Genomic DNA, 22,305 nt, shown 5'->3' on the forward strand with positions numbered 1-22,305 from the left:
TTCAAATTTTTCTTTAGACACGATCGTGTTCCTTCCTAGTTATGATTCGCCGCGAACGTTATTGATCACGACGCGCCAGAATTTGCTATTTTATGCGCCAACGTTCGTCAGCGCAATATTTGGACGTATTGATCTTCAAAAAAGTCTTGCTATTTTTAAAGGTTAATACGTTTTATTAGTAACCACGCTCTGCAATGATTGTGTTTGCAAAGTTCTTAGGCACTTCAGCATACTCATTAAATTCCATAGAGTATGATGCACGGCCTTGAGTTGCAGAACGCAAATCAGTCGCATAACCAAACATTTCAGATAGAGGTACTTGGGCGCGAATGATCTTTATACCCGCCACGCCTTCATCCATACCTTCGATCATGCCGCGACGGCGATTCAAATCACCAACGACATCACCCATCCAATCTTCAGGGGTGGTTACTTCAACATTCATCATTGGTTCAAGCAGCACTGGGCTTGCTTCTAATGATCCTTTCTTGAATGCCATCGAGCCAGCGATCTTAAACGCTACCTCGTTAGAGTCGACATCATGGTATGAACCATCAAACAGTGTTGCTTTAATATCTAGCACAGGGTAACCAGCTAGAACACCACTGTTCATTTGCTCTTCGATACCTTTCGATACCGAACTGATGTATTCTTTAGGAACGACACCACCCACAATTTCGTCAACAAAGACAAAACCTTCACCTGGTTCAGACGGCTCCAGTTTAATCCATACGTGACCGTATTGACCACGACCACCAGATTGACGTACAAATTTACCTTCCACTTCCGCACTACCGCGGATAGTTTCTCGATAAGCCACCTGAGGTTTACCAACATTACAGTCAACGCTGAATTCACGTTTCATACGGTCAACAATGATATCTAGATGAAGCTCGCCCATACCAGAAATCAATGTTTGCCCTGTTTCATCATCCGTTTCTACTCGGAAAGAAGGATCTTCTGCTGCTAGTTTGCCTAGAGCAACACCCATTTTCTCTTGATCAGCAACCGAACGCGGCTCTACAGCAATTTGAATTACTGGCTCAGGAAACTCCATACGCTCCAAAATCACCTTATGATGCTGATCACACAAAGTATCGCCTGTCGTCACATCTTTCAAACCGATCGCAGCAGCTATATCACCGGCACGAACTTCTTTAATTTCATCACGCTTATTGGAGTGCATTTGTACGATACGGCCAAAACGCTCTTTTTTCTGTTTAACTGAGTTGTAAACGGCATCACCAGAGTTAACCACACCCGAATATACGCGCATAAAAGTTAGCGTACCGACAAACGGGTCTGTCGCGATTTTGAACGCAAGAGCTGAGAACGGCTCATTGTCATCTGCATGACGTTCAACTTCGTTATCTTTTTCATCAACACCTTTGATTGCAGGTACATCGACTGGAGATGGAAGATACTCAACAACAGCATCCAATACCGCCTGTACGCCTTTGTTCTTAAATGCACTTCCACAAGTGGCCAGTACAATTTCGTTATTAAGTGTACGTGTACGCAATGCTTGTTTAATTTCAGCTTCTGATAATTCACCTTCTTCAAGGTATTTATCCATCAACTCTTCGCTTGCTTCAGCCGCAGATTCAATAAGGTTATTGCGCCATTCTTCGGCAAGCTCAATCATATCCGCTGGAATATCTTCATAAGTGAAGGTGGTGCCTTGATCTGCTGCATTCCAATTGATCATCTTCATTTTGATAAGATCAATAACGCCTTGAAAATCTTCTTCTGCTCCTACATTAAGCTGGATGGGAACAGGAGTTGCACCAAGGCGGTTTTTAATTTGATCAATTACGCGTAAGAAATCTGCACCGGCGCGGTCCATTTTGTTAACAAAAACCATACGAGGTACATGGTATTTGTCCGCTTGACGCCATACTGTTTCAGATTGAGGTTCAACACCTGATGAACCACAAAAAACAACAACAGCACCATCAAGTACGCGCAAAGAGCGCTCCACTTCGATAGTAAAGTCTACGTGTCCTGGAGTATCGATGATATTGATGCGGTGGTCTTGAAATTGAGCTTCCATACCACGCCAGAAAGTTGTTGTCGCTGCTGAGGTAATTGTGATGCCACGCTCTTGCTCTTGTTCCATCCAGTCCATGGTGGCGGCACCATCGTGAACTTCACCAATTTTATGAGAAAGACCAGTGTAGAACAGAATACGTTCACTTGTGGTTGTTTTACCTGCGTCTACGTGAGCAACAATACCGATATTTCGGTAGCGCTCAATAGGTGTTTTACGAGCCACGATTGAATCCTCTTGAATTAGGGACTATTGCTATTCCTAGTTGCATCATTACTGGCTCTAAGCAGTTTTTCTTTGTTCTAGATATAGCAATAGTTCCTAAGCTTACGCATAGGAACTAGAGTTATACCGCGAGGAATCTCGCGGTAATGAAAGGTATTACCAACGGTAATGAGCGAATGCTTTGTTCGCTTCTGCCATACGGTGAACGTCTTCACGTTTCTTAACAGCAGTACCTTTATTGTCTGCAGCTTCTAGCATTTCAGCAGCTAGACGAGCAGCCATAGATTTTTCACCACGCTTGCGCGCAGCCTCAACCATCCAACGCATAGCAAGTGCATTACGACGAACTGGACGCACTTCTACAGGAACTTGGTAAGTTGAACCACCTACACGACGAGATTTAACCTCAACCGCTGGGCGAACATTTTCAAGAGCTTCTTCAAATACAGCTAAGTGATCTTTACCAGATTTCTCAGCCATAGTTTCTAGTGCAGTATAAACAATTTTCTCTGCAGTAGATTTTTTACCGTCAACCATAAGGATGTTAACGAATTTTGCCAGCAATTCAGATTTGAATTTAGGATCTGGAAGGATCTTACGCTGACCAATGACGCGACGACGTGGCATGGTATTTCTCCGTTGTCTTATTCTTCAGGTTATCCAAAACTTTACAGTTTCTTCAAAAATTAATAATTTTTGGTGTTTGGCCTTACTTAACGCTTCTTTCTAAAAAGAAGAGCATTAAGACTTAGGACGCTTCACACCGTACTTAGATCGACCTTGTTTACGGTCATTTACGCCAGCACAGTCAAGTGCACCGCGTACAGTGTGGTAACGCACACCTGGAAGGTCTTTAACACGACCACCACGGATTAGAACAACCGAGTGCTCCTGAAGGTTGTGACCTTCACCACCAATGTACGAAGTCACTTCGAAACCATTTGTCAAACGTACACGACAAACTTTACGAAGTGCTGAGTTAGGTTTTTTAGGTGTAGTAGTATATACACGAGTACATACACCACGTTTTTGTGGGCACGCTTCTAGTGCTGGCACGTTGCTTTTAACAACCTGCTTTGCACGAGGCTTACGTACCAACTGGTTAATAGTTGCCATTAACTAGCTCCTGAATTACTTGAAAGTAAGCTTTGTGAAAAATCTATTCCCAATCATCAAAGACAATTAGGGACGCAAAATTCTATTCAGCAGTGAGATGTGTGTCAAGAAATATACGAATCTTTTTTATCCAATTCCGATGTTGATAGATAAAAATGGCTCAGTGAACCAAGCAATACTCAGAGTTAATCCCAAGTTAGAGACGTGGCGTGCTCAACGGTGAGGTCAACAAAACCTTCGTAATCAACCACATTAATCGATGGACTCACTCGATTAAGCATACCTCTTGCTTCCAGATCACTTTTTAGCACTAGCGTATTGAATGTTTTTAGTAAGGGGTAAGTACGATGTAAAGGGTTTACAGCATACACAGCATCTTGAATGAGTAGTAAAATATCAGTATCCAAGTAAACTTTATTTACTTCTTCTAGTGCGGTTATCGACTTCACAATATGTAACATGATAATCCTAAAACGAGAGAATTTTATCTGAGCAATGGATCTGCGATTTGATACCATCAACATCTAACCGTTTGGCATCAATAACCAAATCTGCCTGCAAAATACCTCGCTCAGACAAAGATTCCACACACACAAACACTTGTTCAATGTCATACAATTCGAATAACTTAAACATGGGTGAATAATTCTTGCTAAGAATACTGTCAGCTTGCTGACCAGCCATCAACTGATAAACACCATCTCCGATAAAAATCACATCTACATTGTCACAATAAGCGGACGCAGCCAGTAAAGCATCAACCCCCTCTCGACCGGACGCGATCCCGTGTGGGGCGGTTCTAAACAAATAAGTTAACTTACTCAAAATTGTACCACTCTACTTTGAGTTAACATTGCCTCAGCTAAGCTACCTAATCCCGCTTGATGAAACCCCTCAGCAAGATTACTTTTCACCAAGTTATGTTGACTTGCTTCATCTTCACTGATGACACCACGTCGCAGAGCAGCAGCCACACAAGTTTCCAAACGAACATTATGCTTATCTGCTAGTGCCTGCCAACCTTTTGCAAGATCAAACTCATCATTAGCTGGGACACTTAGGCCCGTTCCGTTGGTAACACCATCTTGGTAGAAAAATACACTCACCAGCTGGTGACCTTTATTGATTAGGCTACAGGCGAACTGATAAGCCGTACGTGCAGACTGATCTCCATAAACGGCTCCATTGACCACTAAGGTGTATGTTAAGCAACTCAATTGTCTTCATCCTCTATTTTACGCTGACGGATATACAGATAAACCGTGTGTTTTGAGATATTCAGCCTATCTGCCACTCGGTTAATAGCATCTTTAATATCAAAGATACCTTTATCATATAATTCCATTACGATCTGACGATTCTTAGTGTTATTGGATACTGATTTATCTGTATTAATTTCTTCAATGGTATGCTCAACCGTCTTGTCTACTAGTTCTTCTACATCACTAGCAAAATTGACAGAAGACGCTGCTTGCTTAGCCTCTTCAGTGGGTATAAAAGACTGCAGTACCTGTGAAAATGGGGCATCAAGATTAACATTAATACACAGTAAACCTATCACACGATTTTCACCATTGCGGATAGCCACTGTAATTGATTTCATCAATACTCCACCTTTAGCACGAGTGAAGTAGGACCGTGAGAAGTTGCGTTCTGAACCTTCGATATCACGCAGCATCTTTAACGCAAGATCAGTAATTGGTGATCCGACCTGACGTCCCGTATTTTCGCCATTGGCAATTTTGATTGCCGATGTATTAAGATCTTCTAAAGAGTGCAGCACGATTTCACAAAATGGACCAATCAGGCTAGCAATACCATCGACTACTGCCTCGTAAGATTTGAGAATAGTTTTATCATGCTCACTAAATGGCATCACATTGACAGATTCCATTTCAAGTAACATATCCGTATTAACTGTTTCTGTAGCTGTCACTTTTTAAGCCTTCAAGCGAAAAATCAAAAAATTGGTGTAAGTTTATCAGAAAATTTGAATTGAAGATCTAGCAACAATACTATCTAGTGATTTAGAACAAACTATTAACAAAATAAGAATACCCAAAATGAAAAGGCCTGACAAAAGTCAGGCCTTTTATTCAAATTTGAAAGAAGGTGATTATTGAATCGCTTGCTCAACTTCTTCTGCGTTATCAATTTTCAGCAACTCAACTTCAAACACAAGCGTAGAGTTAGCAGGGATGCTCGGAGTATCTTGTTCGCCATAAGCAAGTTCTGGTGGAATAACGAATTTGAACTTTGAGCCAACAGGCATAAGTTGAACACCTTCAGTCCAACCTGAAATCACACGGTTAAGTGGAAAGGTTGCTGGCTCACCACGATCATACGAGCTATCGAATTGCGTACCGTCGATAAGTGTACCTTTATAATGTACTTGAACAGTGTCAGTATCTTTTGGCTGATCGCCTTTAGTAGAAGTCACAACTTGGTAAAGTAGACCCGAATCAGTCTTCTTGACGCCGTCTTGCTTAGCAAACTCAGCACGGAAATCATCACCTGCTTTCTTCGCTTCAGCTGCTTTTTCTACTGATTGCTTCTGCATCGTCTCAGCAACACGCTTGTCAAGTGCCTCAAGAGCGATACGAGTTTCTTCTTCGTTTAACTCTGGCTTACCTTCAAACACATGTTCAATACCCTTAAGTACCATTTCTTTGTCTAGATTAATACCAATCTCATTTGGTTTATCTAGGCTAGTGTTTAGGTAGTTTGCAAACGAAACTCCAATTGCATATGCTGCTTTGTCATCATCTGTCTTAAAATCAACCGTTTTCACAACTTCGGTTGCAGGTGTCGCATCTGCTTTTGTTTCATCGTCTTTTTGACAGCCAACTGCTAACATTACTGTAGCTGCAAGCAGCGACACCTTAAAAATAGATTTCATTGAATTCTCCAATTGATGGCTAACCATTTGTCTTTGTGCACAAATCGACACTTTTGACTGGTGCATACTAGTATGTTGTACCACTATAACCAATATGCGTTTAAATTAAACGTTAACTAAAGCGGATCTTTGTAGTTAATGCGAATTATTTTTCACACTCTGCTGTTTACGTTTGTCATCACTACGTTAAATGGTTGCTTTTTCTCTACAAAAGATGATCAACGATGGGTCATTGAGTCTCTTGGTACCACCAGTTTCGCACTGAGTCGAGATGCCCGGTTTGCCCTATTGTACTCCAAAGAGCACCAACTGGTTTTATGGGATCTCAACGAAAACAAACAGCTTGCTTCATTAGGTGAGCAAGATCCTCAAGCAAGTACCGTTTCTCGAATTCGCATCTCAGATAACGGCAGGTTTGCAGTCACAGCAACACAAATAAACTTTGCTGTATGGGATCTTGCTTGGACACAGGCCCAGGGACTATGGTCCATATCTGATGGTTTAATCCGCGATATTGACATTGCCAGTAATGGCGAGCAAATTTTGCTTGGCCTATCGAATGGCAAAGCCATCTACGTCAACTTAGTCACCGGAAGAAGGCTAGAGTTCCTTGCTCATAAAGAAAAAGTCAACTCCGTCGCTCTATCACCTAACGGACGATTTGCCCTATCAGGAGGCAATGACCATAACGCCTACCTATGGGACACCCGCACTGGTCAGATTATCAAAAGCTTTAAACATGAACAACGTATCAATCGAGTAGCACTACATAGAGATGGTTTGTTGGCTTTTACCTCAGACGGAGGAAATCAAGCTATCATCTGGGATCTACGCACTGGCAAACAGCTCTCAAAATTACGCAGTTTTTCTCGCCAGCTTATTTTTTCAACCGCACGTTTTTCAGATGACGGCCAATATCTTGTTACTGGAACCCCATCAAGTCGAATTATGGTTTGGGGCTCTAAAACAGGTAAGAGAATCGATGGATTTGAAGCTGAACCACTAAAAGATACTCGCCCTCCACGTGCGGTAGTGTATGATGCGGCTTTTGATGATCAAAATAGAGTGATATCGGGTTCATCTGCTGGAATCGCTCAAGCTTGGAACGTAGACTATTAATCATGACAGAAAAGTACATAGAACAACTGGAAAGCCGTGTTAACGATCTAGAGTGCCAACTCGCTTTTCAAGAACAAACATTAGAGTCACTCAATGAAGCCCTGAGCCAACAGCAGTTATTAATCTCAAAAATGAAGGATCAGATGAAATATGTCGTCGGTAAAATAAAAAACTTCGACACTTCAGATTTGGCAGACCCTTCTGAAGAAACGCCACCTCCTCATTACTAGTTATTAACTAAAGACGTAAGCAATAACAATTCCTGCGACCACTAAACATCCACCAATTCTTCGTAACTGGTGGTCTTGTTGCTCACTGAGCTGACGTACCATATTGCGCCAACCATTAGGAGCAATCAAAGGCCCTAAGCCTTCGACAATTAAAACTAACCCCATTGCCAACCATAATGAATTAGACATAAGCCTTACCTCAAAAAAGAAAGGCTCCATAGAGGAGCCTTTAAAATACTTACTATACATCTACTTAGTAGCAATACCTGAAGCTGTGTTCATGTACTTAAAGAACTCACTATTTGGATCTAAGACCAAAATATCGCTCTTATCACTGAAAGACTGTTCATAAGCACTTAACGAACGCAAGAAGCTATAAAATTCAGGGTCTTTGGTATATGCACCAGAATAAATTTTCGCAGCCTCAGCATCCGCCCCACCTCGAGTTACTCGAGCGGTTTTGTCAGCCTCTGCTAAAATAGTCGCAACTTCTAGCTCAGCCTGAGCGCGAATGACTTCAGCTTGCTCACGACCTTGAGAGCGAAACTGACGAGCTACCGACTCACGTTCAGCACGCATGCGGTTGTAAATTGACTGGTTGATACTATCCGGGAGATTTATTTTCTTCATACGGAAATCCACAATATGGATACCCAAATCTTCCATCGCATCTTTACGTGTTCCATTAAGAACATTTTTCATAATGATGTCACGCTCACCATCGACTTCAAGCGCTTCTTTAGCCGCTTCAGTTGTTACCTCTTCGCTATCTGCACTGTCTGGAAGGATATCGGTATTTCGTGGACCAGATACAATCTGTTTGATTTCACGCGCACCAATCTCAGAACGAAGTACATCTGTCACTTTACGGCCCAGCAGCGTTTGAGCTGTACCAGCATCACCACTACCTGTCGCTAAGTAAAACTGGCCAAAGTCTTCAATACGCCATTTAACATAGGAATCGATAAGAACATCTTTTTTCTCAGAAGTCACAAAGCGATCTGAACGGCCATCCATGGTTTGGATTTTCGCATCTAGCGTTTTGACTTTATCAAACAATGGCATTTTGAAGTGTAAGCCTGGTTCATAAATACGAGCAATTTCATTGTTATCTTTCAGTACACGTCCGAAACGAATAACGATACCACGCTCACCTTCAGGGATCACAAACAATGACATTAGCATCAGAACTAAAGCAAATACTAATACAGGGATCATTAATTTACGCATGATTAATATCTCCCTTGACGTGATGTAGAACGCTGTGATGAATCAGTACTCTTATTGTTCAATTGAGGCTCCAATTCAATCTGATCATAGGTCGAAGTCTCTTTGATTGAGCGTTTCTTCGACGTAGATTGTCCATCTCTTAACTTATCGATAGGTAGATACAGAAGATTACCACTCGATTCAGAATCAATTAGTACCTTAGACGTATTTGCATACACCTTTTCCATTGTATCTAGGTAAAGACGATTACGTGTTACATCAGGAGCTGCTTGGTATTCTGGTAAGAGCTTCTCAAACTGAGCAACTTGACCCAAAGCCCCATTAACCACTCGCTCACTATAACCTTGCGCCTCTTTAAGTAAACGCTCCGCACGGCCTTTTGCCTTAGGGATAATATCGTTTTGGTACGCTTCTGCTTCACGTTTGAATCGCTGAGCATCTTCGCGCGAAGCTGTCGCATCATCAAATGCATCTTTGACTTCTTCTGGCGGACGAGCATCTTCAAAGTTCACAGCAACAACTTCAATACCCATATCATAACCATCCACGATATCTTCTAGCGTAACTTGTGTATTTTGTCTGATTAACAAGCGCCCACGAGTTAAGATACTATCCATCAGAGAGTCACCGATTACAGCACGCAAGGCTGAGTCAGTCGCCTGACGCAAACTATCATCAGCATTAGTCACACGGTATAGATATTTGTACGGATCTGCCACTCGATACTGAATATCCATAGCTACAGACACCACGTTTTCATCTTTGGTCAGCATAAGACCAGAGGAACGCAAAGAGCGTATCGCTTGAACATTAACTGCTGTCACTTCGTCAATAAAACGTGGCCGCCAGTTCAGGCCGGGATCGACAATCTGACCATCATATTTACCGAGGCGTAATACGACACCACGCTCGGCTTCACCAATGGTGTAAAAACCAGAAAAGAACCAAATAGCGATAGCGATAACTGCGATTACACCGAAACCCAGTGCACCGCCCCCACCGCCACCGATAGACGACCCATTGCCACCTTTTTTACCACCAAACTTTCCACCCAATTTCTGACTCAGTTTATTAAAGACTTCGTCTAAGTCTGGCGGTCCTTGATCGCGGCCACCTTTATTACCACGATTATTATTACCCCAAGGGTCGTTATCGCGGCCATTGTTGCCGTTGTTATTACCAGGCTCATTCCACGCCATTAGAAAGCTCCATCATTTGATATGACGTTATACTGTAGCAGTCATTTAAGTAACTATAAAGTCACGAAAAACTGCCCCTTCTCTTTTCTCTAGTCTAGACCAGTCAACCTGTTGCATTCTAACATTAATCAACAAGTTACCGTCCTGATCATAGTCTTCTCGTTGAATACATTTCATTTGGAAAAATGTGCTACGCATGCGCCCTTGATAAAGAGGGGGTATACGTAAGTGATATTGAACCATCTGACTTGCCAATCGTTCAGTCAACGCGTCAAATAACAGTTTAATACCAACACCTTCCATAGCCGATACCCAAACGGCACGAGGAACCCCATTTTCGTCACGTTCAATACGCGGACGTTGAGATTCAAGGTTATCAATTTTATTCATCACCAGAAGAGCCGGAACCTCATGAGCATCGATTTCTTCTAGTACTTCGTGAACAGCATCAATATTCTCATGAAAACGCTCATCACTGGCATCGACAACATGTAACAAAATGTCAGCTTCTTGCGTTTCTTGTAGTGTTGCCTTGAAAGCCGCAACCAAATCATGAGGTAAATGCCGGATAAAACCAACTGTATCAGCTAAAATCGCTGGCCCCACATCGACAAGGTCAATTTTCCTCAATGTCGGATCCAAAGTAGCAAACAACTGATCTGCTGCATACACACCAGCATCAGTAATACAGTTAAACATGGTCGACTTACCAGCATTGGTATAGCCTACAAGAGATATTGTTGGGATTTGTGCTCGGCTTCGAGCTCTGCGGCCTTGCTCTCGTTGTTTTGCGACTTTATCAAGACGACGCAAAATAGCTTTGATACGATCACGCAACAACCGTCGGTCAGTTTCTAACTGAGTTTCACCCGGCCCACGTAAACCAATACCACCTTTTTGTCTTTCAAGGTGGGTCCAACCACGTATCAGTCGAGTTGATATATGACGAAGTTGAGCAAGCTCAACCTGTAATTTACCTTCATGAGTTCGTGCTCGCTGGGCAAATATATCTAAAATAAGACCGGTTCGATCAAGTACTCGACATTTACACAAGGATTCTAGATTACGCTCTTGGGCAGGAGAAAGGGCATGGTTAAACATGACAATATTCGCGCCCGACATTTGCACAACTTGCGCAATTTCCTGAGCCTTACCTTCACCAACATAGTATTTAGGGTGTGGTGACTGACGACTCCCAGTTACAACTTGTAGACTAGATACACCAGCAGAAGAAACCAACATTTCAAATTCGCTGAGATCTTCCCACTCCCCTTCGTGCGTGAAGTTGATATGAACAAGTACGGCTCGCTCCCCGGATTCATAACGGTCAAACAAGCAATCAACTCCTTAAAGTAAAATTATTAATTAGTTTCAGAGTATTAGTCTTCTGATTTTTCTGGTTGACGCTCACTACCCTGAGGGCGTTCGGCACTATGGTGGCTAACCGGGCGAGCAGGGACAACCGTAGATATAGCGTGTTTATATACCATTTGGTTTACTGTGTTTTTCAACAATATAACAAACTGATCGAAAGACTCTATCTGACCTTGTAATTTAATTCCGTTTACTAGATAGATCGATACTGGAATACGTTCACGACGTAATGCATTTAAGAATGGGTCTTGAAGAGATTGCCCCTTAGCCATTTTATTTTCCTTATTTTGTAATTTTGTTCTAGTTATTTAGCTAGTGGTGCGCGAAAAACTAGGTGCGCCTTTGCATCTGAGCTAAACGAATAAAAAACACCCTGACGTTACTTGTTATGATGGCTTTAAGGTCAAATTTCAAGTAACGAATCTTTTGCAAGGTGCATTCACGCAAAAGCGATCACATTATACACAGCTAAAACCATCAGACACTATGGTATTTGATACGGTTTCCAAAGCTTGTTCTATGTTTTCGCTATCTAACCAAGTTAGTTCATCCCAGCTGCGTAACCAGGTGATCTGTCGCTTGGCCAACTGGCGGGTAGCACAAACGCCCTTAAAAATAGCTTCGTCTAGTGTACCACTTCCATCCAAATAGTCCCACATCTGACGATAACCCACACAACGAATAGAAGGAAGATCAGGATGAAGATCTTTTCGAGCATACAAAGCCCTGACTTCATCCTCAAATCCTGCTTTCATCATCTGGTCAAATCGCAACTCAATGCGACGGTGGAGCTCAGACCTTTCCTTGGGAGCTATTGCAAACTGCCTAACTTTATACGGAAGACTATCACCCTTCGTCTCAGTTAGTTCCGTTAATGTTTTACCCGAAATTCTATACACTTCCAATGCCCGCGACAATCTTTGAGGATCATTAGGGTGTATGCGCTCAGCAGAGATAGGGTCTACTTGTTTGAGTTGATCGTGCAGTATATTCCATCCTTGCGTCAATGCCTCTCGCTCAATTTGCTGACGGATTTCAGGATTTGCAGCCGGTAGCGGTGACAAACCTTCCAATAACGCTTTGTAATAGAGCATTGTGCCTCCAACCAACAGAGGTATTTTGCCTTGCTGCGAAATCTCATGCATTTCCATAAGCGCATCGCGACGAAAATCTGCAGCTGAATAAGATTTTCCAGGATCTAAAATATCAATTAAGCGATGTGGCGCTTGCACCTGTTCACCGCTATCAGGTTTAGCCGTTCCTATATCCATACCTTTATAGATGAGAGCGGAATCGACAGAAATAATTTCAACTGGGAATTTCTTTCGTAGCCGAATAGCTAACTCTGTTTTGCCTGATGCAGTTGGCCCCATTAAAAAAATAGCCAAGGGTAAGTCTTGTTTCATAATTTCATCGCTGCTGTGATTGAAGAGAAATCAACAGGACACACAAAAGTACGATCGTCGAGAGGCAAACTACCTTGCCAAAGCTGCTCAATATCCGCAACGATGTGAATAGCTTCCGACAAAGTGTAGGCACTTTTTACCTGAGTGATTTGAGTGGTTAACCAGTCAGAAAGTTCCTGTAGATGCAAATTTTGCTCTCTCTCTGACATCGCAGCGGCGTAAGATAACAGATCCGGTAACAGTTGTTGTAAGTTTTGCTGTCGAAGAGGTTGGGGCACCCCCATCACCATCAAGGAAGAAGAATTACGTTGCCTTATCTCAATACCGAGACGGGCCAGCATGGGCATAATTTGCTCAGCAACCAAGATTTGAGATGAACTCAAGGTTAGTGACAAAGGAACAAGTAAGGGCTGACTTTTCAAACTGCCTTCATGGACATTAAGTTGGCCTTTAATACGTATACGCTCCGCTTGAACAAGTGAGACTATTCTCACCCCCTTGTTATCGCCCATTAACACATACTGACCATCCGTCATACAAATAGCCTTTCCTAATGCCTCAATAGTTTCATCAAACACATTAGCAGGTATCGTTTCTGCCTGATGTCCAGTTTCACTGAGCGCGTCAAATCGACATACATTATCTGTTATCGGGTTTTTAAGTAGCTGAGTATAGGCCTCAACATTTTTTTTACTTGGGGGAGACTCTCCAAATTGCTTCTTAGCAGAGGATTTCCCTCTTGCTCCCTCACCATTATTAAGCCAATCATTTACGTTACTAGCTTCACGAATCTGGCCAGAACTTCCTGCAAAGGCGTTCTCCTTTTCAGCGTTAGTTTGATGTGTATAGCTAGGTATTGGTTCAATTGTAATGCAAGGTGAGTCGCAAACCACTGAAGAGTCATCTATTTTATTACTGACATTCACGCTATCTATATGTGATGGTTTGTTCTCATAAAAGGCAGCAACATTAATATGTGGCTTTTCAATGTGAGTAGTTTGGGCTAAAGCATCACTGAGCGCTTGGTAAATAAAATCATGAACTAAGCGAGCTTGATGAAAGCGAACCTCATGTTTAGCTGGATGGACATTGACATCGACTTGCTTAGGCTCTAACTCAATAAACAACACATAAGTTGCAAATTGCTCTGGACGTAACGTATTTTGATAACTTTGCCGTATTGCATGATTAATAAGTTTGTCACGCATCATACGGCCATTTACGTAACAATATTGAAGATCACTTTGCTGTCGTGCACCATCTGGAGTTGTGATCCATCCATGCAATTTAAGTCCGTTATGCTCCAGTTCAATATTAAGCATGTTACGTACAAAAGCACTACCGCAAGCAGCGGCAATGCGTTTCTCTTCTTGCACCTTTGTCTGGGAAGCTCGATATTGCTTAACAATCTTACCATTATGCCTAAGGTTGATTGTTACTTCAAAGCGACTCAAAGCAATACGCTTTAGTAGCTCGTCAATGTGAGTAAACTCAGTTTTTTCAGTACGAAGGAACTTGCGCCGAGCTGGGGTATTAAAAAATACATCTAAAACTTCAACTGTAGTCCCAATAGGATGTGCCGTTGGCTGCAATTTCACCTGCATGTCTCGCCCCTCGCTATAAGCTGACCAAGCCTGCTCTTGAGTGACCGTTCGAGACGTAAGGGTTAAACGTGATACAGAGCTAATACTCGCTAAAGCTTCACCTCGAAAACCTAAGCTCATAATCGCTTCAAGATCATCGAGAGAGTCAATTTTGGATGTCGCATGGCGACTCAAAGCCAAGCTCAACTCTTCTTTAGCAATACCTTTACCATTATCCCTAACACGAATAAGCTTTGAACCTCCCTTTTCGATATCTACATCGATACGAGTAGCACCAGAGTCTAGGCTATTTTCCACTAGCTCTTTAACAACGGATGCAGGTCTTTCAACAACTTCTCCTGCAGCAATCTGGTTAGCCAGTCGAGCTGGCAAAATCTTAATAGTCATACTAGGGTCTATTGGGAATAATGAGTACCTGCCCAACGGCGAGTGTATCAGAGCGTAAATTGTTCGCTTGACGGATCACGCTAACACCAACACCATATTGCCGGGCTATTTTACCGAGAAATTCTCCACGTTTAACTTTGTGCTTTTTCAGAGGTTGGTCCTTCATACTCACAGTAATACGCAATTTCTGGCCCAACTTGAGTGTATCAGTGCGTAATTTGTTTTCTCGTTTAATGTCAGTAACAGAGACCTTATACCTTGTCGCTATTTTACCTAGGTATTCACCTTTTGCGACTTTGTGAGTAATTGTTTTCGTTTCAACAGGATTACTAAGTCGAGGTACTGGCACAGAACCTTTGGCTCCCGGTATTGTCAATCGCTGTCCTACCGCCAAACTTGTACTTGTTAGCTTATTAGACTGCATAAGAACCCGAGTAGTCGTCCCATATTTTTTGGCAATAACAGAAAGCGATTCACCGCGTTGAACTTTGTGTTTAATCGATTTACCTCGATTGGCAAATAAAGTACCTTCAGGGGGGCTCGCTTCAAAATACTGAACAATCGCTTTAGCCAATGCTCGTGCCAGTTTGTCTTGGTGACTACGTTGAAATAGTAACTTTTCTTCTGTCGGGTTAGAAATAAACCCCGTTTCTACTAATACCGAAGGAATATCCGGAGACTTCAATACAGCCAAACTCGCATTAACAGGATTCCTTTTATGTAATTTAATACCCGCACTTCCCATCTCTTTGAGAAGATGAGTGGCAACCTTATAGCCCTCTTTTTGAGAGTGACTAAATTGCAAATCCAGCAATGTTTGACTGATGTTTTTATCGCTATTATTCTTCGCAAGTACTTCACCTGCCCCACCAAGTAGTTGAGACTGTTCTTCGTGATTCTCAACCCAGCGGGCAATTTCTGAATTAGCTCGACGGGTATTAAGTACAAATACTGAGCCACCGCGTGGCTGAGGAGAACTAAAGGCATCAGCATGTACCGACACCAACAAATGCGCTTTGTTCGTTCGGGCAATTTCAGAACGCTTATTAAGGTTAACAAAATAATCACCACGGCGAGTTAATACTGCTTTCATACCCGGAACAGCATTTATCTGATCTGCAATTTTCTTCGAGATTGCGAGAGTTGCATGTTTTTCATATTTGCGTGAAGGACCTATAGAGCCGGGATCTTCTCCTCCATGCCCTGCATCAATTGCAACAACAATATCAGCCGTCCCGTGTAACTGTGATACATCACGACTCACCTGGGGCGTAATAGATTTCGACGTCACTTTTGCAGAAGATGATATCGTTCCATGAGGCATATCAATAACTAAACGATGACCATATTGGCCTCCAGGAGTTGGCGCAAGCTTAAACAACTGAGGGGTAATACGTTTTTTTAATTCAAGAACCAAACGGTAAGTCCCCCTTTCTGGAGGGGAGCTCTGTCGAACCTTCTTTAAAATAGGGCTATCAGTAACATTAATCGGCAACTTAGTACTTAAACTTGTCTGTTTAAGATCCACAACCAGCCTTTGAGGGCTGCTGAGTGAGAAATAGCTGAATTCTGCCTCTGAGGAAAGATCGATTACAACTCGCGTTTCATCAGGAGATGGCCAAACACGTACTCCTTCTAACGCATTTGCCCATGCGAATATAGGCAACATGAAAAGCCCAAAAGCGCAGACAAACTTAGAGAATTTATTGATTGTCATAACTCCAACTGTTCAACTAATTGATAACCATAATTACTGTTGGCAACGATATCTACTTTGCGTTGCTCACCATCATAAGTTAACACAATATCTAAATCTGCATGAGGTAGTAGCCCTTGCCCTTTCTCTGGCCATTCCACCAAACAAATCGCATCAGAGGTAAAATAGTCCCGAATCCCCATAAATTCTAACTCCTCAGGATCCGATAAACGATATAGATCAAAATGGTAAACCTGCCACAATCCTAATTCATATGGCTCAACCAGGGTGTAAGTTGGGCTTTTTACATTACCAGAATGCCCAAGTGCCCTAACAAAACCTCGACTAAACGTCGTTTTACCAGCTCCCAAGTCCCCATGTAAATAGATTGTTGTTTGCTGAGTACATAAATTTGCCAATAGTGCCCCAAGCTGAATGGTGGCAAGTTCGTCTTTAAGGGCAAACTGTTTTGTGGTCATGAAGATCAATCTCTACTAGGTGGCTATATGAAAATAAAAGAACTAAGAATAGTAAACTGGGTTGGATTTATCAGACAAGGCCTGTTGTGTAAGTAAAAGCCAAATTCTTGTTATTCTGGCATGAATTCTTTATTTTGGCTGCTAGATTCAATAAAAAAGATCCGTTAAAATCCGCTCCCCACTCTACTGAGTCATAAGCATGAACTATCAAGAGCTAGCAAACAAGATCAAAGTCTGGGCAAATGAGCTCGGCTTTCAGCAGGCTGGTATTTGTGATATAGACTTACGAGAGCACGAGACAGCTTTAAAAAACTGGCTGAACGCTGGTTATCATGGTGATATGGATTGGATGGCACGCCATGGAATGATGCGGGCAAGACCCGAAGAACTTTTTCCAGGTACTTTAAGAGTAATCAGTGTTCGCATGGACTACCTTCCTCCAGAAGCTCAGTTTGCAACCAACCTTGCAGAGCCAAATCATGCCTACATCAGTCGTTACGCACTTGGTCGAGACTATCATAAATTAATCCGTAAGCAGCTAAAAAAACTCGGGCAAAAAATCGAACAAGAGGTAGGACAATATGGTTACCGGCCCTTTGTTGACTCTGCTCCCATATTAGAGCGTCCGCTTGCACAAAAAGCAGGTTTAGGTTGGACTGGTAAGCACTCGCTTATTCTCGATAAAGATTGTGGCTCTTGGTTCTTCTTAGGCGAGTTACTCGTTGACTTACCACTGCCTATTGATCCACCTCATCAGGGAGACTGTGGAAAGTGCTCATCTTGTCGAACCTCTTGCCCGACTCAGGCTATTATTTCAGACGGGGTGGTAGATGCACGGCGCTGTATTTCTTATTTGACCATAGAGTTTAATGGCATTATCCCTGAAGAATTTCGTAAGGCAATCGGCAATCGTATATATGGCTGCGATGACTGCCAACTCGTCTGCCCTTGGAATCGTTTCGCTGAATTGACTCAAGAGGAAGACTTTCATCGCAAAAAAGCTTTATCATCACCCGATCTCATTACGCTTTTTTCTTGGGATGAAAATACCTTTCTCAAAAATATGGAAGGCTCTGCAATTCGTCGGATAGGTCATACTCAATGGTTAAGAAATTTATCGATTGCAATGGGCAATGCACCATATTCGGCTAATATTATTGATGCACTCGAGCAACGATATGGCATAAATGATGTACTTGATGAGCATATTGATTGGGCAATTGAGCAACAAATCACACAAATCCCTGCATCTTCAACTAAGCTAGATAGGCTAATAAGAATAGTGAAAAAAGGACTTCCCAGAGACGCGTAAAATTTTCATCACTCCAAAGGTAAAAACTTGACATAGGTCTAAAGACATAAAATGTGGAAAAAGCAAAATATGATTACTTTTTTTCTTCTAGATGCAGAAGTTAATCACATTTACATCCAATGACCAAGATCAAAGAACAATTAGATAATGATCAAGCAAGTAGCTTTATAAAACAGCATTAAATACAGCAAATATCTTTATATACAAGAACTTATCATCATTTTTAGAATTAAAGATAAAACTCCATCAAACTGAAGATCATATTAGACTTCCCTATAAATCAGAAAATAATCAGGTTACTCACCACTTTATCCACAATTAATAATATGTGGATAAGTCTGTTAACACTTTTAAAAAATACAGTTAACCCGAGGCCTTTGCCATACTACAGCATCCTATAGCGATCTTTACTTATATCTTTTACAAAGCCTAAACAGAGGACTTCTAAATTTGATGAGTTTTGCTTCACAGCATTAAAAAAGAGCGGTGACCTGCGCTATTTAAGCACCTAGTCAAAGGGAAGTTTGGTTCAATATACGAGGTTTACTAATCATAAATCAGAAGAGAATGACCTCAACTGACAAGACGGCACTCAAATAACGGAACTGGTTTCGTATATTTTCAAAAGATAATTGTCTTCGGAAGCCAGATATAGTCAATGACTTCCGCGGGTTTTATGAGTCGCTGAACCGATGGGCTAGCAAATCATAACACCTTAAAATTGGTTGCGGGGGCCGGATTTGAACCGACGACCTTCGGGTTATGAGCCCGACGAGCTACCAAACTGCTCCACCCCGCGTCCGTATTTATCACTTGAAGTATGATAACCGCTTCTATATCTGGAGTGACACACGAGGTAACTTGTTCACAAATAGAACATCCTTTACCTCAACCTTGATCAGGTTGCACTCAACTAACTGAGCTAGTGTTGCACTCTCCATCATTAAGAACGATGGCAACGATAAATTGGAGCGACACACGAGGTTCGAACTCGTGACCTCAACCTTGGCAAGGTTGCGCTCTACCAACTGAGCTAGTGTCGCATGTTCTCAAAAGAGAATTGGTTGCTAGGGCCAGATATGAATCAATGACCTTCGCGGGCCTTATGAATAGCTGAGCCCGACGAGCTAGCAAATCATAACACCTTTAAATTGGTTGCGGGGGCCGGATTTGAACCGACGACCTTCGGGTTATGAGCCCGACGAGCTACCAAACTGCTCCACCCCGCGTCCGTGTTCATCATTTTAAGCATGATGACTGCTTGTGTATCTGGAGCGACACACGAGGTTCGAACTCGTGACCTCAACCTTGGCAAGGTTGCGCTCTACCAACTGAGCTAGTGTCGCATATTCTAAAAAGAGAGTTGCGAGGACAAACATAAATCAATGACCTTCGCAGGTATTATGGATAGCAGAACCTGACGAGCCAGCAATTCATAACACCTTTAAATTGGTTGCGGGGGCCGGATTTGAACCGACGACCTTCGGGTTATGAGCCCGACGAGCTACCAAACTGCTCCACCCCGCGTCCGTATTCATCATTTTAAGCATGATGACGCTTGTTTATCTGAAGGGCCTGATTTTAATCAGTGGCCTTAGCGAGTTTTATGAAAAACTTAGCCCAACGGCTTAGAAAATCATACCACTTTTTAATTGGTTGCGGGGGCCGGATTTGAACCGACGACCTTCGGGTTATGAGCCCGACGAGCTACCAAACTGCTCCACCCCGCGTCCGTATTCATCATTTTAAGCATGATGACTGCTTGTGTATCTGGAGCGACACACGAGGTTCGAACTCGTGACCTCAACCTTGGCAAGGTTGCGCTCTACCAACTGAGCTAGTGTCGCATGTTCTCAAAAAAGAGAATTGGTTGCGGGGGCCGGATTTGAACCGACGACCTTCGGGTTATGAGCCCGACGAGCTACCAAACTGCTCCACCCCGCGTCCGTGTTCATCAAATAAAGTATGATGATTCCTACTTACCAGAGCGACACTTTAGGTTCACTATTCATATTAGAAAGGTGTGACTTTAACCTTGATAAGGTTGTGCTTAACCAATTGAGCCAGTGTCGCATTCACAACGTTTACGTCGTGTTGGGCTGCGAATTATAAGAGCATTTTTTTGTGATGCAAGTCCTTACAGTAAAAAAAGCCGTTTTTTTTTCTGTTTGATGAAAAAGAACACAAAACAAAGTGTTCCTGTCTTTATTCGGTCTCTAAAATACCACATCACATTTGGAAAACCATACGAGTTATATTTTGAAAATAGTTTGACGATAATACTTCAACTCAGCAATAGACTCTTGTATATCGTCTAACGCCAGATGACTCCCAGACTTAGAAAAGCCACTCAATACTTGATGATCCCAACGGCGGGTCAACTCCTTTATTGTACTGACATCTACATATCGGTAATGAAAATACTCTTCAAGTTCTGGCATGTGCTTATAGAGAAAACGTCTATCTTGGCCCACACTATTGCCACATATAGGTGAGGCACCTTTAGGAACCCACTTACCTAAAAACTCGACGGTCTGATTTATTGCCTCTTGTTCTGTCACTTTACTGGCACGAACTCGTGCGACTAAGCCACTACCTGTATGTGTTCTGGTACACCACTCATCCATCTTCGCCAATTCTTGTTCGGACTGATGAATGGCAAGTACTGGCCCTTGAGCTAGAATGTTCAATTCACTATCGGTGACGATAGTAGCAATTTCAATGACTTTATGGGTTTCGGGGTCTAAACCTGTCATTTCCAGATCAATCCAAATTAAATTTTGATCGCTAAAGGACATAAATCGTTGCCTATTGGTTTTATGCTAAAAAAGGTACTATACCCAAATTCTGATCCTCAAGATAGAAAACCTAAGGATCACCTAGATGAATATAGTTAAGTAGAGAATTGTGGCAAAAAAGAAAAAATTAACCAAAGGTCAAGTTCGACGAGTACGAAGCAATCAAAAAAGAAAATTGTCGAAAGAAGATGCCTTTCAGTGGGAGGAATCTATGCTGGGCGCTACTCAAAAAGGCCTTGTGATTACTCGTTTCGGTCAACACGCTGATATTGAGGATATTGAAAATGGCACAGTGCATCGTTGTAACTTACGCCGTGGTATTGAGACACTGGTATCTGGCGATAACGTCATCTGGAGACCAGGATTAGAGTCGATGGAAGGTATTAACGGAGTAGTGGAAGCGGTCGAACCTCGTAGCTCAGTTCTAATTCGTCCAGATTACTACGATGGTTTAAAACCTGTAGCTGCTAATGTTGAACAGATGGTTATCGTGTCTTCAGTGCTACCAGAACTTTCTCTCAATATCATCGATCGCTACTTAGTCGCAGCAGAGACGCTTAATATTGCTCCACTACTTGTCCTCAATAAAGTTGATCTCCTAGAAGATGAGAAACGTGTTCTGTATCATCAATCGTTAGAAAAATACCAACACATTGGCTATGAAGTTTTATTTGTAAGTAAAGAGAATGGCGAAGGTATAGCCGATCTTGAAACTAAGCTAAAAGATCGTGTCAATATATTTGTTGGCCAATCGGGAGTAGGGAAATCAAGCTTAGTCAATGCTTTAATGCCAGAGTTTAATGTCGAAGAAGGTGAAGTGTCTGAAAATTCCGGATTGGGCCAGCACACCACTACGGCTTCTCGCCTTTACCATATTCCAACTGGTGGTGATTTGATTGATTCTCCTGGGGTTCGAGAATTTGGTTTATGGCACTTAGCAGCAGAAGAAGTGACTAAAGCATTTATTGAATTTCGTCCCTACCTAGGCAATTGCAAGTTCCGTGACTGCAAGCACAAGGATGATCCAGGATGCGCATTGCGTGAGGCCGTCGATAAGAGTGAAGTAAGTAATACCAGATTCGAAAATTACCACCGCATTCTCGAAAGCATGGGGGAGGTTAAAGCCAACCGTCAATATTCGCGTAACAAAAAAGCGGATCTTTAAGGCGAAATTCAGCATT

The 22,305-nt window shown here is 42.3% G+C and carries 22 protein-coding genes and 8 tRNA genes; 4 read left to right on the forward strand and 26 right to left on the reverse strand.

Annotated features, from left to right (window positions below):
• Positions 1 to 175: 175 nt before the first annotated feature.
• The 8 genes from fusA to fkpA form a co-directional block, all read right to left on the reverse strand.
• Positions 176 to 2,275: an elongation factor G gene (gene fusA / locus KO511_RS02560; RefSeq protein ID WP_215985929.1), complete on the reverse strand. Its 2,100-nt coding sequence runs from the start codon at positions 2,273 to 2,275 to the stop codon at positions 176 to 178.
• 156 nt (positions 2,276 to 2,431) lie between these two features.
• Positions 2,432 to 2,902, reverse strand: coding sequence for a 30S ribosomal protein S7 (gene rpsG, locus KO511_RS02565; RefSeq protein ID WP_125319291.1), 471 nt, complete (start codon positions 2,900 to 2,902; stop codon positions 2,432 to 2,434).
• A gap of 114 nt (positions 2,903 to 3,016) precedes the next feature.
• Positions 3,017 to 3,391 carry a 30S ribosomal protein S12 gene (gene rpsL, locus KO511_RS02570; RefSeq protein ID WP_004399892.1) on the reverse strand — a complete coding sequence of 125 codons (375 nt, stop codon included), beginning with the start codon at positions 3,389 to 3,391 and terminating at the stop codon, positions 3,017 to 3,019.
• A 185-nt stretch (positions 3,392 to 3,576) separates the two neighbouring features.
• On the reverse strand, positions 3,577 to 3,852 hold the full coding sequence (gene tusB / locus KO511_RS02575) for a sulfurtransferase complex subunit TusB (RefSeq protein ID WP_215985930.1): 276 nt from the start codon (positions 3,850 to 3,852) through the stop codon (positions 3,577 to 3,579).
• A 7-nt stretch (positions 3,853 to 3,859) separates the two neighbouring features.
• Positions 3,860 to 4,216: a sulfurtransferase complex subunit TusC gene (gene tusC, locus KO511_RS02580; protein ID WP_215985931.1), complete on the reverse strand. Its 357-nt coding sequence runs from the start codon at positions 4,214 to 4,216 to the stop codon at positions 3,860 to 3,862.
• Complete coding sequence (gene tusD, locus KO511_RS02585; protein WP_215985932.1) at positions 4,213 to 4,608, reverse strand: sulfurtransferase complex subunit TusD; 396 nt, start codon at positions 4,606 to 4,608, stop codon at positions 4,213 to 4,215. Before tusD ends, tusC begins: the two co-directional genes overlap by 4 nt.
• Entirely contained in the window at positions 4,605 to 5,327 is a 723-nt protein-coding gene (locus KO511_RS02590) for a helix-turn-helix transcriptional regulator (protein ID WP_215985933.1), read from the reverse strand. Before KO511_RS02590 ends, tusD begins: the two co-directional genes overlap by 4 nt.
• A gap of 180 nt (positions 5,328 to 5,507) precedes the next feature.
• Entirely contained in the window at positions 5,508 to 6,290 is a 783-nt protein-coding gene (gene fkpA, locus KO511_RS02595; protein WP_215985934.1) for an FKBP-type peptidyl-prolyl cis-trans isomerase, read from the reverse strand.
• Between the two features lie 138 nt (positions 6,291 to 6,428).
• Between fkpA and KO511_RS02600 the strand changes: the two genes are divergently transcribed.
• Together KO511_RS02600 and KO511_RS02605 are read left to right on the forward strand one after the other, a co-directional pair.
• Positions 6,429 to 7,409, forward strand: coding sequence for a WD40 repeat domain-containing protein (locus KO511_RS02600; protein ID WP_215985935.1), 981 nt, complete (start codon positions 6,429 to 6,431; stop codon positions 7,407 to 7,409).
• Between the two features lie 2 nt (positions 7,410 to 7,411).
• A complete protein-coding gene (locus KO511_RS02605; protein WP_125319284.1) occupies positions 7,412 to 7,639 on the forward strand; it encodes a SlyX family protein in 228 nt (75 codons plus the stop codon).
• A gap of 3 nt (positions 7,640 to 7,642) precedes the next feature.
• Here the strand turns inward: KO511_RS02605 and KO511_RS02610 are convergent, their stop codons facing one another.
• From KO511_RS02610 to tsaE, 9 genes are all read right to left on the reverse strand, one after another.
• Complete coding sequence (locus KO511_RS02610; protein ID WP_125319283.1) at positions 7,643 to 7,828, reverse strand: DUF2065 domain-containing protein; 186 nt, start codon at positions 7,826 to 7,828, stop codon at positions 7,643 to 7,645.
• Positions 7,829 to 7,888: 60 nt separating this feature from the next.
• Complete coding sequence (gene hflC / locus KO511_RS02615; protein WP_171362088.1) at positions 7,889 to 8,869, reverse strand: protease modulator HflC; 981 nt, start codon at positions 8,867 to 8,869, stop codon at positions 7,889 to 7,891.
• A 2-nt stretch (positions 8,870 to 8,871) separates the two neighbouring features.
• Positions 8,872 to 10,068 (reverse strand): FtsH protease activity modulator HflK, encoded by a 1,197-nt coding sequence (gene hflK, locus KO511_RS02620; RefSeq protein ID WP_215985936.1) that lies wholly within the window; start codon positions 10,066 to 10,068, stop codon positions 8,872 to 8,874.
• A gap of 45 nt (positions 10,069 to 10,113) precedes the next feature.
• The gene (gene hflX / locus KO511_RS02625) at positions 10,114 to 11,403 is read right to left on the reverse strand and encodes a ribosome rescue GTPase HflX (protein ID WP_215985937.1); all 1,290 of its coding nucleotides are present in this window, start codon (positions 11,401 to 11,403) and stop codon (positions 10,114 to 10,116) included.
• 44 nt (positions 11,404 to 11,447) lie between these two features.
• Positions 11,448 to 11,714, reverse strand: a complete 267-nt coding sequence (gene hfq / locus KO511_RS02630) for an RNA chaperone Hfq (protein ID WP_215985938.1) — start codon at positions 11,712 to 11,714, stop codon at positions 11,448 to 11,450.
• A gap of 186 nt (positions 11,715 to 11,900) precedes the next feature.
• Positions 11,901 to 12,848: a tRNA (adenosine(37)-N6)-dimethylallyltransferase MiaA gene (gene miaA, locus KO511_RS02635; protein WP_215985939.1), complete on the reverse strand. Its 948-nt coding sequence runs from the start codon at positions 12,846 to 12,848 to the stop codon at positions 11,901 to 11,903.
• Entirely contained in the window at positions 12,845 to 14,839 is a 1,995-nt protein-coding gene (mutL, locus tag KO511_RS02640) for a DNA mismatch repair endonuclease MutL (protein ID WP_215985940.1), read from the reverse strand. The genes miaA and mutL overlap by 4 nt, the downstream gene beginning before the upstream one ends.
• 1 nt (position 14,840) lies before the next feature.
• Positions 14,841 to 16,508 (reverse strand): N-acetylmuramoyl-L-alanine amidase, encoded by a 1,668-nt coding sequence (locus tag KO511_RS02645; RefSeq protein WP_252724226.1) that lies wholly within the window; start codon positions 16,506 to 16,508, stop codon positions 14,841 to 14,843.
• A 44-nt stretch (positions 16,509 to 16,552) separates the two neighbouring features.
• On the reverse strand, positions 16,553 to 17,014 hold the full coding sequence (gene tsaE, locus KO511_RS02650; RefSeq protein ID WP_215985942.1) for a tRNA (adenosine(37)-N6)-threonylcarbamoyltransferase complex ATPase subunit type 1 TsaE: 462 nt from the start codon (positions 17,012 to 17,014) through the stop codon (positions 16,553 to 16,555).
• 199 nt (positions 17,015 to 17,213) lie between these two features.
• Here tsaE and queG point away from each other — a divergent pair, with 199 nt between their 5' ends.
• Positions 17,214 to 18,326, forward strand: a complete 1,113-nt coding sequence (gene queG / locus KO511_RS02655; protein WP_215985943.1) for a tRNA epoxyqueuosine(34) reductase QueG — start codon at positions 17,214 to 17,216, stop codon at positions 18,324 to 18,326.
• A gap of 722 nt (positions 18,327 to 19,048) precedes the next feature.
• On the opposite strand, the gene KO511_RS02660 is transcribed toward queG, so the two are convergent.
• The 9 genes from KO511_RS02660 to orn form a co-directional block, all read right to left on the reverse strand.
• Positions 19,049 to 19,125: transfer RNA gene (locus KO511_RS02660), tRNA-Met, on the reverse strand.
• Positions 19,126 to 19,293: 168 nt separating this feature from the next.
• A tRNA-Gly gene (locus tag KO511_RS02665) sits at positions 19,294 to 19,369 on the reverse strand.
• A gap of 109 nt (positions 19,370 to 19,478) precedes the next feature.
• A tRNA-Met gene (locus KO511_RS02670) sits at positions 19,479 to 19,555 on the reverse strand.
• A gap of 41 nt (positions 19,556 to 19,596) precedes the next feature.
• Positions 19,597 to 19,672, reverse strand: a tRNA-Gly gene (locus KO511_RS02675).
• Between the two features lie 104 nt (positions 19,673 to 19,776).
• Positions 19,777 to 19,853, reverse strand: a tRNA-Met gene (locus KO511_RS02680).
• Between the two features lie 126 nt (positions 19,854 to 19,979).
• A tRNA-Met gene (locus KO511_RS02685) sits at positions 19,980 to 20,056 on the reverse strand.
• 41 nt (positions 20,057 to 20,097) lie between these two features.
• Positions 20,098 to 20,173, reverse strand: a tRNA-Gly gene (locus KO511_RS02690).
• Positions 20,174 to 20,193: 20 nt separating this feature from the next.
• A tRNA-Met gene (locus KO511_RS02695) sits at positions 20,194 to 20,270 on the reverse strand.
• A 308-nt stretch (positions 20,271 to 20,578) separates the two neighbouring features.
• Complete coding sequence (gene orn / locus KO511_RS02700) at positions 20,579 to 21,124, reverse strand: oligoribonuclease (protein ID WP_215985944.1); 546 nt, start codon at positions 21,122 to 21,124, stop codon at positions 20,579 to 20,581.
• 109 nt (positions 21,125 to 21,233) lie between these two features.
• Between orn and rsgA the strand changes: the two genes are divergently transcribed.
• On the forward strand, positions 21,234 to 22,289 hold the full coding sequence (rsgA, locus tag KO511_RS02705; RefSeq protein WP_215985945.1) for a small ribosomal subunit biogenesis GTPase RsgA: 1,056 nt from the start codon (positions 21,234 to 21,236) through the stop codon (positions 22,287 to 22,289).
• Positions 22,290 to 22,305 lie beyond the last annotated feature (16 nt).

Source organism: Vibrio hepatarius, assembly GCF_018860525.1.
In the GTDB taxonomy this organism is placed as follows: domain Bacteria; phylum Pseudomonadota; class Gammaproteobacteria; order Enterobacterales; family Vibrionaceae; genus Vibrio; species Vibrio hepatarius_B.

Excerpts from the sequence above, each read along its gene's own strand:
- rpsG (WP_125319291.1), bottom strand. The coding sequence starts at position 2,902 with ATGCCACGTCGTCGCGTCATTGGTCAGCGTAAGATCCTTCCAGATCCT.
- rpsL (WP_004399892.1), bottom strand. The coding sequence starts at position 3,391 with ATGGCAACTATTAACCAGTTGGTACGTAAGCCTCGTGCAAAGCAGGTT.
- tusB (WP_215985930.1), bottom strand. The coding sequence starts at position 3,852 with ATGTTACATATTGTGAAGTCGATAACCGCACTAGAAGAAGTAAATAAA.
- fkpA (WP_215985934.1), bottom strand. The coding sequence starts at position 6,290 with ATGAAATCTATTTTTAAGGTGTCGCTGCTTGCAGCTACAGTAATGTTA.
- KO511_RS02600 (WP_215985935.1), top strand. The coding sequence starts at position 6,429 with ATGCGAATTATTTTTCACACTCTGCTGTTTACGTTTGTCATCACTACG.
- KO511_RS02605 (WP_125319284.1), top strand. The coding sequence starts at position 7,412 with ATGACAGAAAAGTACATAGAACAACTGGAAAGCCGTGTTAACGATCTA.
- KO511_RS02610 (WP_125319283.1), bottom strand. The coding sequence starts at position 7,828 with ATGTCTAATTCATTATGGTTGGCAATGGGGTTAGTTTTAATTGTCGAA.
- hflC (WP_171362088.1), bottom strand. The coding sequence starts at position 8,869 with ATGCGTAAATTAATGATCCCTGTATTAGTATTTGCTTTAGTTCTGATG.
- hflK (WP_215985936.1), bottom strand. The coding sequence starts at position 10,068 with ATGGCGTGGAATGAGCCTGGTAATAACAACGGCAACAATGGCCGCGAT.
- hfq (WP_215985938.1), bottom strand. The coding sequence starts at position 11,714 with ATGGCTAAGGGGCAATCTCTTCAAGACCCATTCTTAAATGCATTACGT.
- miaA (WP_215985939.1), bottom strand. The coding sequence starts at position 12,848 with ATGAAACAAGACTTACCCTTGGCTATTTTTTTAATGGGGCCAACTGCA.
- mutL (WP_215985940.1), bottom strand. The coding sequence starts at position 14,839 with ATGACTATTAAGATTTTGCCAGCTCGACTGGCTAACCAGATTGCTGCA.
- KO511_RS02645 (WP_252724226.1), bottom strand. The coding sequence starts at position 16,508 with ATGTTGCCTATATTCGCATGGGCAAATGCGTTAGAAGGAGTACGTGTT.
- tsaE (WP_215985942.1), bottom strand. The coding sequence starts at position 17,014 with ATGACCACAAAACAGTTTGCCCTTAAAGACGAACTTGCCACCATTCAG.
- queG (WP_215985943.1), top strand. The coding sequence starts at position 17,214 with ATGAACTATCAAGAGCTAGCAAACAAGATCAAAGTCTGGGCAAATGAG.
- orn (WP_215985944.1), bottom strand. The coding sequence starts at position 21,124 with ATGTCCTTTAGCGATCAAAATTTAATTTGGATTGATCTGGAAATGACA.